This window comes from Syntrophomonas wolfei subsp. methylbutyratica, assembly GCF_001570625.1.
Taxonomy (GTDB): Bacteria; Bacillota; Syntrophomonadia; order Syntrophomonadales; family Syntrophomonadaceae; genus Syntrophomonas; species Syntrophomonas methylbutyratica.
This window is the reverse complement of the sequence record NZ_BBQT01000006.1, coordinates 100,040-112,004: the sequence shown is the minus strand read 5'-3', so window position 1 is coordinate 112,004 and position 11,965 is coordinate 100,040. Positions and strand designations below refer to the sequence as shown.

General features: G+C 45.2%; 11 protein-coding genes. All 11 read left to right on the top strand.

What is annotated here, in order from left to right; all coding sequences use genetic code 11:
* The first annotated feature begins 14 nt into the window (after nucleotides 1-14).
* The 11 genes from spoVE to sigE all read left to right on the top strand — a co-directional run bounded on the left by spoVE (nucleotide 15) and on the right by sigE (nucleotide 11,780).
* A complete protein-coding gene (gene spoVE, locus AWB54_RS06765) occupies nucleotides 15-1,109 on the top strand; it encodes a stage V sporulation protein E (protein WP_082736063.1) in 1,095 nt (364 codons plus the stop codon).
* A gap of 317 nt (nucleotides 1,110-1,426) precedes the next feature.
* Nucleotides 1,427-2,530, top strand: coding sequence for an undecaprenyldiphospho-muramoylpentapeptide beta-N-acetylglucosaminyltransferase (gene murG / locus AWB54_RS06760; RefSeq protein ID WP_061213845.1), 1,104 nt, complete (start codon nucleotides 1,427-1,429; stop codon nucleotides 2,528-2,530).
* Between the two features lie 197 nt (nucleotides 2,531-2,727).
* Entirely contained in the window at nucleotides 2,728-4,125 is a 1,398-nt protein-coding gene (gene murC / locus AWB54_RS06755; RefSeq protein ID WP_061213844.1) for a UDP-N-acetylmuramate--L-alanine ligase, read from the top strand.
* Between the two features lie 19 nt (nucleotides 4,126-4,144).
* Nucleotides 4,145-5,392 (top strand): UDP-N-acetylglucosamine 1-carboxyvinyltransferase, encoded by a 1,248-nt coding sequence (murA, locus tag AWB54_RS06750; RefSeq protein ID WP_061213843.1) that lies wholly within the window; start codon nucleotides 4,145-4,147, stop codon nucleotides 5,390-5,392.
* A 186-nt stretch (nucleotides 5,393-5,578) separates the two neighbouring features.
* Complete coding sequence (locus tag AWB54_RS06745) at nucleotides 5,579-6,328, top strand: cell division protein FtsQ/DivIB (protein ID WP_061213842.1); 750 nt, start codon at nucleotides 5,579-5,581, stop codon at nucleotides 6,326-6,328.
* 12 nt (nucleotides 6,329-6,340) lie between these two features.
* The gene (locus AWB54_RS06740) at nucleotides 6,341-7,060 is read left to right on the top strand and encodes a DUF881 domain-containing protein (RefSeq protein WP_061213841.1); all 720 of its coding nucleotides are present in this window, start codon (nucleotides 6,341-6,343) and stop codon (nucleotides 7,058-7,060) included.
* A gap of 3 nt (nucleotides 7,061-7,063) precedes the next feature.
* Complete coding sequence (locus tag AWB54_RS06735) at nucleotides 7,064-7,399, top strand: small basic family protein (RefSeq protein WP_041427380.1); 336 nt, start codon at nucleotides 7,064-7,066, stop codon at nucleotides 7,397-7,399.
* 72 nt (nucleotides 7,400-7,471) lie between these two features.
* Nucleotides 7,472-8,704 (top strand): cell division protein FtsA, encoded by a 1,233-nt coding sequence (ftsA, locus tag AWB54_RS06730; RefSeq protein WP_061213840.1) that lies wholly within the window; start codon nucleotides 7,472-7,474, stop codon nucleotides 8,702-8,704.
* A 19-nt stretch (nucleotides 8,705-8,723) separates the two neighbouring features.
* Nucleotides 8,724-9,791 (top strand): cell division protein FtsZ, encoded by a 1,068-nt coding sequence (gene ftsZ / locus AWB54_RS06725; RefSeq protein ID WP_061213839.1) that lies wholly within the window; start codon nucleotides 8,724-8,726, stop codon nucleotides 9,789-9,791.
* Between the two features lie 372 nt (nucleotides 9,792-10,163).
* Nucleotides 10,164-11,045 carry a sigma-E processing peptidase SpoIIGA gene (gene spoIIGA, locus AWB54_RS06720; protein WP_061213838.1) on the top strand — a complete coding sequence of 294 codons (882 nt, stop codon included), beginning with the start codon at nucleotides 10,164-10,166 and terminating at the stop codon, nucleotides 11,043-11,045.
* A gap of 12 nt (nucleotides 11,046-11,057) precedes the next feature.
* Complete coding sequence (gene sigE / locus AWB54_RS06715) at nucleotides 11,058-11,780, top strand: RNA polymerase sporulation sigma factor SigE (RefSeq protein WP_061213837.1); 723 nt, start codon at nucleotides 11,058-11,060, stop codon at nucleotides 11,778-11,780.
* The last annotated feature ends 185 nt before the right edge of the window (nucleotides 11,781-11,965 follow it).

The following is an 11,965-nucleotide window of genomic DNA, read 5'->3' as shown; positions in this document are numbered from 1 at the left end:
TGGGGGGGGAAAGATTGAGAGCAAAAAAAGGCCCGCCGGATTTTATCTTGTTTATAACCACAATGGCCTTGTTAGGAATAGGATTGGTAATGGTGTTTAGTTCCAGCGCGGTTACTTCGAATATCCGCTATGACGATGCCTACCATTTTTTTAAGCGCCAGTTATATTGGGCGATATTAGGTATAATGGCTATGCTGGTAATAATGAAAATAAACTATTCCAAGCTTAAAGACCTGGCCCTGCCCTTGATGGTCATTTCCTTGATTTGCCTGGTTCTGGTAATTACTCCCCTGGGTATTGAGGTAAATGAATCCAAGCGCTGGCTGGGAGTGGGTTTTTTGCGTTTTTCCCCTTCGGAACTGGCCAAATTGGGAATGATAATGCTTTTGGCCCGGACCATGGATCAGAACCTTTCCTCCATACGCTCTTTCTCGAAAGGAGTACTGCCCTACTTGCTTTTGGTGGCACTGGTTGGGGGATTGATTATGCTGCAGCCTGATCTGGGAACCGCTTTTGCCATTGCGGCCACGGTATTTTTCATGTTGCTGGCCGCCGGGGCCAAATGGTCTCATCTGGGGGCGGTTTTTATGGCCGGATTAGGTGCGATATTGGCGGCTATAGCGGTTGCTCCCTACCGTTTGGAAAGGCTGGTTGCCTTTTTGAATCCCTGGAAATATGCGGGTGATGAAGGCTATCAGACCATTCAGTCCCTTTATGCCCTGGGCTCGGGAGGTTTGTTTGGAATGGGCCTGGGACGGAGCCGGCAAAAATTCTTCTACCTTCCGGAACAACATACGGATTTTATTTTTGCTATTCTGGGCGAAGAATTAGGTTTTGTGGGAGCCTGCCTGGTTCTGCTTCTTTTTTTACTCTTTGCCTGGCGGGGATTTAGAACGGCCATCAAGGCTCCGGATACCTTTGGCAGTCTCCTGGCGGTTGGTATTACGCTAATGATAGTTTTTCAGGCCTTGGTTAATATCGCGGTAGTAGCAGGCGCACTGCCGGTTACCGGAATAACTTTACCATTTATAAGCTATGGAGGTTCATCATTGTTGTTCACCCTCTGTGGAGTAGGCTTGCTGCTGAACATCTCCCGCTATTGCAATTAATCGTCGGAAGACGGAAGGCGGAAGACGGAGGGCGGAAGACGGAAGACGGAAGACGGAGGGCGGAAGACGGAAGACGGAAGACGGAGGGCGGAGGGGTTATTGGTGGTCGGATGTCGAACGTCAGAAATCAGAAGGGCGAAGTTGTCAACAACCCCGTCCCCGTGACATCCCGGAAGGCGGAAGACGGAGGGCGGAGGGGTTATTGGTGGTCGGATGTCGAACGTCAGAAATCAGAAGGGCGAAGTTGTCAACAACCCCGTCCCCGTGACATTGGGTTAGTTTCTGGTTGGTTTATGTTAAGGAGGCAGGCAGTTCAAATGAAGTTTATCATTACCGGGGGAGGTACCGGAGGACATATATATCCAGCCCTGGCTATAGCCAGCGGTTTAAAGGGGAGGCAAGGGGAAGCAGAAATCCTCTATGTAGGTACGAAAAAGGGTTTGGAGTCTAATATTGTTCCCCGGGCGGGCCTAAGATTCACTACTATCGATATATCAGGAATTGACCGCTCCTCCATGCTCAAAGCTTCTCGCTCCCTGGTGAAATTTCCCCGCAGTTTTTTTCAGGCTTGGGATATAATAAAAGATTTTCAACCTGATATCGTGATAGGTACTGGCGGCTATGTTTCTTTTCCTGTTGTACTAGCGGCTACTTTTTTCCCGTCTAAGACCGTGATACATGAACAGAATGCTATTCCCGGGCTGGCCAACCGGAATCTGGCCCGGAGAGTGGATTATGCTTTACTTAATTTTGCCGAAGCCGCCCCTTATATGAAGGCCAAATCCATGAAAGTAACCGGTTTGCCGGTTAGGTCGGAAATATTGGATGTCCAGCGGGCGGAGAGCATAAAAAAGCTGCAGCTTGAGCCTAATCTGTTTACCCTGGTGGTTTTTGGCGGTAGCCGCGGGGCCATGACTATCAACCAGGCTATGTTGGAAGCGGTGGAGCGCTGGCAGGATAGCCAGATGCAAATAATATGGATTACGGGAGAATCATCCTATAATGAAATTAAACCGCAGGTGGAGGAATGCTTGTCACTTGGTAAAAGGCGGTTTCTCCACTTATATCCCTATATGTTTAATATTGAGGAAGCCCTGGCGGCGGCTGATTTGGCCGTATGCCGGGCGGGAGCCGGCACCCTTTCTGAGCTGGCTATTCTTGGGTTGCCGGCAATTTTGGTTCCCTATCCCTATGCGGCGGAAAATCACCAGGAGAAAAATGCTCGGGCTTTACTGGCAAAAAAAGCCGTGGAAATGGTTATTGATGAGTTCCTGGATGGGGATACTCTTTATAAAAAGGTTAATGAACTAAGGAAAACCCCGGTTTGCTTAAAGGAAATGGCAAGGAATATGGCAAAAGAGGGCCGGCCCAATGCCTTGAATGAGATCCTGGATGTAATATTAACACTGCCAGACAATTGAGTAATTATGGCCAGGCATGGGCAAAAATGTTACTCCCGCCGTATCCGCTAATCCACCAATATGAGCTTTCCCGAGGGTTTTAACCAAAGTCACCGCTGGTTTTGCGGCTGGGACAAGCAGCTTTAATGTAACCACTTCTATTAATTATGCATACTATAAAATGTACTGGGACAGATGTTGGAGAAGGAGATGAGGGAATGGCTTTCACTCCAGGAAAATGGATTCACATGGTAGGAATTGCCGGAGCAGGAATGAGCGGTATAGCCAGGGTACTTGCCCAACAGGGTTATAAGGTTAGTGGTTCAGACCTGCAGGTCAACGATACTACCAGAAGGCTTGAAGAAATAGGTATCGAGATATTTAAGGGTCATTCTTCATCCAATCTTAAGGAAGGGGTGGATTTGCTGGTCGCATCGTCAGCCGTGCCTCAAGATAATATTGAGCTAAGGTTGGCCAGAGAGAAAAAGATTCCTATATTAAAACGGGGACAGATGCTGGCCCATTTGGCCAATGCCAAAAAGGCAGTGGCAGTTGCCGGGGCTCATGGAAAGACCACCACGACATCCATGTTGTACATGGTATTGGCCAATTGCGGAACCGACCCTTCCTTTATTGTTGGGGGGGAGTTGCAGGGAAGCGAGCTGAACGCCAAACTGGGAAGAGGAGATTATTTCGTGGTGGAAGCTGATGAAAGTGATGCTTCGTTTCTTGACTTGAGACCATATATTGCTTTAATAACCAATGTTGAAGATGATCACCTGGATTATTACAAGTCGGTGGATAATATCAGAAAAGCTTTTCGCCAGTTTGTTGAGCAGCTTAGACCGGAAGGCTTTGCCATGCTCTATGGAGGAGATGCTTTTAATCGTAGTTTAGTAAAAGATTTAACGCTAAACAAACGCTTGTTGTTTTATGGAGAAGACTTATCTAACGACTATTATTTTCTGAATTGGGAGTCTATTGGTTTGGGCTCGCGTTTTGATGTTTATAAGCGAGATCTGGGGTTCCTGGCTCGTTTTGAACTGGCGGTTCCGGGAAAACACAATGCTTTAAATGCTTTAGCAGCCATAGCCAGTGCTCTGGAGCTGGGACTAGAAATGGAGCCAATAAAATCAGCTTTAAAGAATTTCCACGGAGCCAGGCGCAGGTTTCAAATCCAGGGACAGAAAGCTTTGGTTACGGTAGTAGATGACTATGCTCATCACCCCACAGAAATCCGGGCGACAATTGATGCGGCCAGGAACTTCCACTCCGGAAGGGTAATTGTGGTATATCAACCTCATCGTTATTCGCGTACCCAATTGTTGGGTCGTCAATTGGGCGAGGCCTTAATAAATGCTGACCTGGCGATAATCACTGAGGTTTATTCTGCCGGGGAAGAAGCTATTCCTGGGATTAGTGGGGAAGTGGTTTGCCAGGCTGCCCAAAATATTGGCTGCCACTCGGTATATATCCCCCAGAGAGAAGAGATTATTCCTTACCTGCTTCAAATAAGCCAGGAGAATGATTTGATTATTACCATGGGGGCTGGTGACATATGGAAACTGGGCCTGCAATTGCTTGAGGTTCTTCCCGAGTCTGTCCTGAAGGTTTAGTCCTGGTGGAGGTGTTTTCTTGAATAGTTTGAGGCTCAGAGGAGGACGGCGGCTAAAAGGCCAGGTCGAAATAAGTGGTTCAAAAAATGCAACTTTGCCTATTATGGCCGCCAGTCTGATGTCAATGGGTGAAGTGGTATTATCCGGGGTGCCCGATTTGGAAGATATAAATGTGATGTCTATGGCTTTGGAAATACTAGGAGCAAAAGTGAAACGAGAAGCCAGTGTATTGGTGATAGATGCCAGGACTATTAACAATTATGAGCTCCCGGAAAGCATTTCCCGGAAGATGAGAGCATCCAACCTGGTGATGGGAGCTTTGCTAGGGCGCTTTCAGCGAGCCCGGGTAGCTTATCCCGGAGGATGTGCCATAGGGGTCAGGCCGATGGATCTGCATTTAAAAGGTTTAAGAAATCTCGGATATGAATTGACTGAAGAATATGGCTTTATGGAGGGAAAAGCCCAGGGTATAATGGGCAAAGAAATATTGCTTGATTTCCCCAGTGTGGGGGCTACGGAAAACATTATTATGGCAGCAGCCCTTACTCCTGGTATTACTACCATACGAAATGCAGCTCGCGAACCGGAGATCACTGATTTGCAAAATTTTCTCAATGGTATGGGAGCCAGAATTACTGGGGCGGGTCTGGATACGGTGCATATTGAGGGAGTAGAAAGACTAAATGGGGTTGAGTACCGGGTAATTCCTGATCGTATTGAGGCCGGAACTTTTATGGTGGCTGCAGCCATCAGCCGTGGTGAGGTGTTTTTGGAAAATGTCGTATTGGAGCATCTACAACCCTTAATTGCTAAATTGAGAGAGATTGGGGTAGATGTTATCCCTAAAAGTTCCGGGGTCAGAGTAATAGGAAACCATAAATACCGCCCCACCGACATTAAAACCATGCCCTACCCGGGTTTTCCCACTGATATGCAACCCCAGATGATGGCCTTATTTGCCGCTATTCCCGGAACCAGTATTATAGTTGAAACCATTTTCGAAAACCGTTATATGCATGTTCAGGAACTCAGGCGTATGGGAGCCGATATAAAACTGGAGGGTCGTATCGCTATTGTTAAAGGGAAAACGGCCCTGGAAGGAGCTACAGTAGAAGCGACTGATCTGAGAGCCGGTGCTGCGTTAATCCTGGCTGCTTTATTTGCCCATGAAGAGACTATAATAAGCAAGGTGGAACACATAGACCGGGGTTATGAAAAAATTCATGAAAAGCTGGAGAAATTAGGGGCGGATATACGCCGAGTATAGAATGTAAAGAGAGAAAAGGAAGAAACATATCACGGAGATGTTTCCGCTGATAATATCAACAGAGACGTCCCCGTGATATAACGATGCTTTAAGCTGTCGTATTCTTTTTTTTTTACAGGGATACAATGATTTTGTTGCGAATTTCTGCTATAATCTTCACAGTAATTATGGGGATAGGAGAAGACAATGAACAAGGCTATCTCACGTAAATTTTTCGGTATCTCCATTTTAATTTTGCTGGTATTAGTCTCACTATATCTTTTTTTACACAGCTCCTTCTTCAACATAGAGAAAATTACCATTACCGGGTTGAAGATAGTGTCCGAGGATGAAGTTCTTCGCCTATCCGGTCTTAGCAGGGGACAAAACATATTTGAAATAAATGATGAATTTGTCAGCAAAGCCATAGAGATTCACCCGGTAATAAAAAAGGCTGCTTTGGTAAGGCACTTCCCCCGGCAAATTGAAGTACAGGTGCAGGAACGAAAAATCTGGGCTCTGGTTCCCTACCATGATGTCTTGCTGTGTATTGATAAAGATAGCATATGTATAGATAAGTTGCAGAAATACTCCCTCGTTGATTACCCGTTAATTACCATGGATAATCTTCCTCCCCGGGTAAATCTGGGACAGGCCGTGGAGCCGGAGGGGGTTAAAATGATTAAAGTCCTCTATGATGCATTATCGATTAAGAGCAGGAAAGCCATTTCTGATTTTCACTATATAAACAAAAGCAAAGAAATAGTTTTTTATACCCAAAAAGGAACTGAAGTCAACTTTGGAAACCTGGAAAGATTAGAGGAAAAAACTAAATTTGTGGAACAGGTATTTGCGATTGAAACTGAGCTGGATGAGAAAGGTACTGATGTTTTAGAATATGTTGACCTGCGATTTAAGGGCCAACCGGTTTTGAAAACCAGGAATGTACAGGAATAGGGGGTGCTTCTTTTGCGTAGTAAAGGTGCTCAAATTTCTATAGCTATTGTCTGTATGGTATTGGGTATAATGTTGGCGATTCAATTCAAAACTACGGAGAGTTATCAGGCCAACCTGGTTCCTGCCCGGGTCGAGGACTTGACGCAACAGGTACAGAGCGTGAGCGAAGAAAGAGATGCCCTGGTGGAGGAAGTACTATCTTTGCGCGAAAAACTCAAAAATGTACGGGAAACTGACCAGGCTATGGCCGATTTGCAGGCTGATTTGCAAGATGCTAATATGAGTGCCGGGCTTATTGCGGTAGAAGGACCTGGTGTTATAATAACGGTCAATGATAATCCCCGTGAACTTCAGCCGGGTGACAATCCTAATTTCTCATTGGTTCACGATTCAGATCTTTTAATGCTGGTTAATGAACTAAAGACCTCAGGTGCGGAAGCTATTTCCATCAATGGTGAACGGATTACGGCAAAATCGGAAATAAGGTGTGCGGGTACTTTGATTTTGGTCAATTGGAATAGGATAGGCCCGCCTTTTGTAATTAAGGCTATAGGTAATCCGGATATGTTGGAAAGTGGGATGTTGATTAAGAATGGTTATATGGAATCCCTGAAAGTGCTGGGAATACAAGCCACTATAGAAAAGGCTGAGAAAATTACCATCCCCGCCTACAGCGGAAGTGTTAAATTTACCTTTGCCCAACCGGTTAAATATGAGGAAAAGGCGGAATAATTTATGTGGCTCTTAGTACTCTTTTGTCTTATGATAGGTTTGCTGATCGGTATGCAGGTACCGGTTTTTCTGAGTGTGGTCTATGCCAAGTATATGTCCATTGCGGTTATTGCCGCCCTGGATGCGGTTTTCGGCGGGATTCGAGCTTATATGGAAGATAATTTCGATACCACCATCTTTGTTAGTGGTTTTGTGGTCAATACTCTCCTGGCAGCTGGCATGGCTTATTTGGGGGACAGGCTGGGGGTTCAGCTTTACCTGGCAGCGGTGGTGGTTTTCGGTGTACGCATATTCCAAAATTTAGGAATAATCCGTCGATATCTATTGAAAAAATATTAAATAAAAACACCATGTAAAAAAGGGAAAAACCGTATGTTTGGCGTACTAAGAAAGAAGGAATCTTTCTAAGGGGTGCTTGGCATTAATAGAAACATAGTAGTAGCTCTGGATGTAGGAACCAGCTTTATTAAGGCAGCGATGGCCGAACTGAGCCAGGGCCAGGAGATTAATATCCTGGGGGTTTCCCATGTGCCATCACTGGGTTTGCGCAAGGGTAATATCGTAGATATTGAAAGCACAGCCCGGTCTATTGATAGTTGCCTTAATGATTTGGAAAGATTGACCGGGGTTGATATAGCCAGTACTCTTCTGGGGTTTTCCGGGAGCAGTGTATATGCTATCAATAATCACGCGGTAGTGGCTGTGGGCAATCCCAGTTATGAGATTACCCAGGATGATAGACAAAGAGTGTTGCAATCTGCCTGCAATATTGCTTTGCCGCCTGATAAGACCATTGTGCAAGCGGTGGAGAGACAGTATATAGTAGATGGTTATGATGGGGTAAAAGACCCGATAGCAATGGTTGGCAGCAGGCTGGAATTGGAGACGACTATAATTGTTGCGGCTACAGCGGCTATTCAGAATATGCACCGGAGTATGCAGCGTATTAATTTACAGACGGAAAAAATAATATATAATCCTTTGCTGGTAGCGGAGGCTGTTCTCTTGCCTACAGAAAAAGAAATGGGTGTGGTACTGCTTGATATCGGTGGAGGGACCACCGAGATTAGTTTTTTCGAGGCAGGTAGTCTTCTTTACACTTCAGTTCTGCCGATTGGTGGCGAGTATATTACCCGGGATCTGGCTATTGTATTAAGAACCTCCTTGGAAGAGGCGGGCAGAATCAAAGAAAGAAATGGTGTGGCCAGCCTTGAGGTAGCCAGGAATGATGTAATAGTAAATGTGAAAAATGTTCAAGGTAAAGAAATCCGGCAGGTGTCACAAGAGGTGGTAGCTGAGATTATATCAGCCCGAGTTATGGAAATTGTGGAAATGATCTATGCGGAGCTTAAACAATTTGCCTGCCTGGATCGGATTCCGGGAGGAATCGTAGTTACGGGGGGAGAGGCTGAACTAACCGGTCTGGTAAAGACCATAGAGGAATACACCAATATTCCCACGCGCCTGGGAATTCCCGAAAACTTAAGAGGTATTCCGGTTGATTTTAATCGCCCCCAGAATGCGGTAATTCTTGGTGGATTGATTTATTCATCCCGATATTTAAATATAAATTGTGATAACAAGCGGGGTATAGCAGCTCTTTTCGACCAGCTTAGCAGATGGTTTAAAGAATTATTCAGGTAAAGGTGGAGGAGGTTTTTAAATGCCATTGGATTTTGATGTAGAGATGCAGCAGTTTGCCAAGATTAAGGTGATAGGTGCTGGTGGTGGGGGAAATAATGCGATTAATCGGATGATAGAGGCGGGGCTCAAAGGAGTGGAGTTTATTGCGGTAAACACTGACGCTCAGGCCTTGTTTCTCTCCCGGGCGGAAAAGAAAATCCAGGTGGGGGAGAAGCTTACCAAGGGGCTGGGGGCAGGTGCTGATCCGGAAGTAGGTATGAAAGCCACAGAGGAAACTGCTGATGAGATAAAAAAAGCCTTGCAGGGTTCGGATATGGTTTTTGTAACTGCTGGTATGGGAGGAGGAACCGGAACCGGCGGGGCTCCTATAATCGCTAAAATTGCCAAAGACCTCGGTGCTCTAACGGTTGGAGTTGTTACCAAGCCATTTACTTTTGAAGGACGCAAAAGAAACTCGCAAGCTGAGCGGGGAATTGAGGCTTTGCGGGAAGCGGTGGATAGCCTCATCACTATTCCCAATGACCGGCTGCTGCAAGTAGTGGATAAGCATACGGCATTTAATGATGCTTTCAAAATAGCGGATGATATACTAAGGCAGGGAGTTCAAGGAATATCGGACCTTATTGCGGTACCGGGAGTGATTAATTGTGATTTCGCCGATGTACAGACGGTGATGCAGAATACCGGTTCCGCTCTGATGGGAATTGGGAAGGCCAAGGGGGAAAACCGGGCAGCAGAAGCAGCACGCGAAGCTATTTCCAGTCCTTTGTTGGAAACCTCGATTGAAGGGGCCAAGGGTGTCTTATTTAATATCAGCGGGGGTACTGATCTGACTCTTTTTGAAATAAATGAGGCGGCGGAAATAATTCACCAGGCAGCAGATGTTGAAGCCAATATAATATTTGGGGCCAATATTGACGAAAAGCTTAATGATGAAGTACGAGTTACCGTGATAGCAACCGGATTTAATGTTCCCCGGACCCAGGGCAGCAGCACTGAGTCAACTAGATTAAGGGGTTTGGATTCGCCTCCCAGTTTTTTGGATAAAAATGACCTGGAAATCCCACCTTTCTTAAGGCGCAAATAGCTGATATAAGTTGTCAGTCGTCGGTCGTCAGGCGTTGGGAGACGGAAGGCGGAAATCGGAGGACGGAATGGGGTATAAGGCAGTATAACCTTCTTCTCCAAATTAATAGAAGAATTTAAATGAAACCGGGAATAATATCCCGGTTTTTTGCTATTTATATAGTATTAAAACTATCTTACTGCCTTGAATTACAACATAATGCACCAGGCCTATGCTGTTATAATATGGTAGGTATTTATTATTCTGGCAGGCATATGAATTACATGGCGTATATCTCTTTATTATTACTATATTTGGAGAGAATGCGGCCAAGTTTCGTCTTATCCTGGAATATTATCCTGCCCCTTATCCAAAGATCTGGAGGGGTAATTAATGGCTATTCCCGAGGTTTATGCAGACCTTAGTTTCGCAATAAACTTTATAATGGATTTTTGTATACTCTGGGCCACAGCTAGATTGACCGGCAGCCAGGTGGTATATAAGCGTATTGTTCTTGCTTCCTTTCTTGGGGGAATATATGCTCTGGCCTATCTAATTTCCGGGATGGAATACTGGTTCTCGTTGCCCTTCAAGATTCTATTTTCCTGCCTCATGATTATTATCGCCTTGTACCCGCAAAACTGGGCCGAATTTAGAAAGGCTTTCCTGTATTTTTATGCTATAAATTTTATCGTGGCTGGAGCCAGCATTGCCATTTCATATCTGCTTACGGATAAGCAATCAGGGGCTAATTTGTGGTACTTATGGCTGCCAGGGGGAATATTAACCGCTCTTGCTATCGGAATATTTGGACAAAAATATTTATTAAGGCAAGTTCTCCCCGCCTTGCTTCGCTTTGATGTTGAATTAAGGTTTAATAATTATTATTGCCAGGGTAAAGGTTTTTTGGACACTGGCAACAACCTGCGCGATCCTATTACCAATCGTCCGGTGATAGTGGCGGAATACCAGTTTCTCAAAGACTGCCTGCCGGAGGATCTAAGAGAAGTGCTGGAAATCAAGCAGGATGAAAGTGCCATGCTGGATGTTCTGGGTGCTTGCAGCTGGGCCAACCGCTTGCGTTTGATTCCTTTTTCCTCCATTGGTAAAAAGAATGGCATCCTGCTGGGCGTGCGTGCGGATGAGATAGTGGTTAACAATGGCAGCAAAGCTGTATTCCACCAAAATATGGTGGTGGGAATATACCGGGAAAAACTGAGTTCCCAGGGAGAGTACCAGTTTTTGATCCCTGCCGAAATAATTGAGAATGCTTAGGAGGATGGGAAGATGGATATTTTTGAGAAACTAAGGAATTGGCGTTTATATTTTATCAAGCTATACCTTAAGAAGAAGCTGCCTCGATTTATTCATTATATTGGTTCAACTGAAGTTCTTCCGGCACCACTGCGTGAACAAGAAGAGATGGCTTTGATTTCCCAACTGGATCAGGGAATTATGTCGGTAAAGGCAACCCTGATTGAGCATAATCTGAGGTTGGTAGTATATATTGCCAAAAAATTTGAGAACACGGGGATAAACATTGAGGATCTGGTTTCCATTGGCACTATTGGACTGATTAAAGCGGTTAATACTTTTGAACCCAAGAAAAATATTAAACTGGCCACTTATGCCTCCCGTTGTATTGAAAATGAAATACTGATGTATCTTCGCCGGAATATAAAAAATAGGGTGGAAATATCCCTGGATGAACCTTTAAATGTGGATTGGGATGGCAACGAACTTTTGCTTTCAGATGTCCTGGGCACCGAGAATGATATGATTTATAAACAAATTGAAAGTGAAGTGGAAAAAAGTCTTTTGTGGAAAGCCATGCACAAACTTAATAACCGGGAAAAGACTATTATTCAGCTTCGTTTTGGCTTGGCAGATGGAGATGAGAAAACGCAGAAGGAGGTTGCCGATATTTTAGGAATTTCCCAATCTTATATTTCTCGCCTGGAAAAACGGATTTTGAAAAGGCTGCAAAGGGAAATTCGCAAAATTGAATGATGATTCCGCTGCAAAAAGTAATAATTATGCATTTGCTTGCATAAATATTCCGCTCCAGCGTCCTTAATAGCGACCGCAGGGAGCATCAGTTGTGCCCGACAGGGCGCTACGCATGAGCAACACCACCGGCTCGTCTCGCGGCTCAAGGGGTGCCGCGCCAATCTCCCGTCCATAGGAGGCAACCT

What these genes read in the sequence shown, in the direction of transcription:
- AWB54_RS06745 (WP_061213842.1), top strand. Translation starts at nt 5,579, where the DNA reads ATGAACAAGGCTATCTCACGTAAATTTTTCGGTATCTCCATTTTAATT.
- murG (WP_061213845.1), top strand. Translation starts at nt 1,427, where the DNA reads ATGAAGTTTATCATTACCGGGGGAGGTACCGGAGGACATATATATCCA.
- AWB54_RS06735 (WP_041427380.1), top strand. Translation starts at nt 7,064, where the DNA reads ATGTGGCTCTTAGTACTCTTTTGTCTTATGATAGGTTTGCTGATCGGT.
- ftsZ (WP_061213839.1), top strand. Translation starts at nt 8,724, where the DNA reads ATGCCATTGGATTTTGATGTAGAGATGCAGCAGTTTGCCAAGATTAAG.
- spoIIGA (WP_061213838.1), top strand. Translation starts at nt 10,164, where the DNA reads ATGGCTATTCCCGAGGTTTATGCAGACCTTAGTTTCGCAATAAACTTT.
- sigE (WP_061213837.1), top strand. Translation starts at nt 11,058, where the DNA reads ATGGATATTTTTGAGAAACTAAGGAATTGGCGTTTATATTTTATCAAG.
- murC (WP_061213844.1), top strand. Translation starts at nt 2,728, where the DNA reads ATGGCTTTCACTCCAGGAAAATGGATTCACATGGTAGGAATTGCCGGA.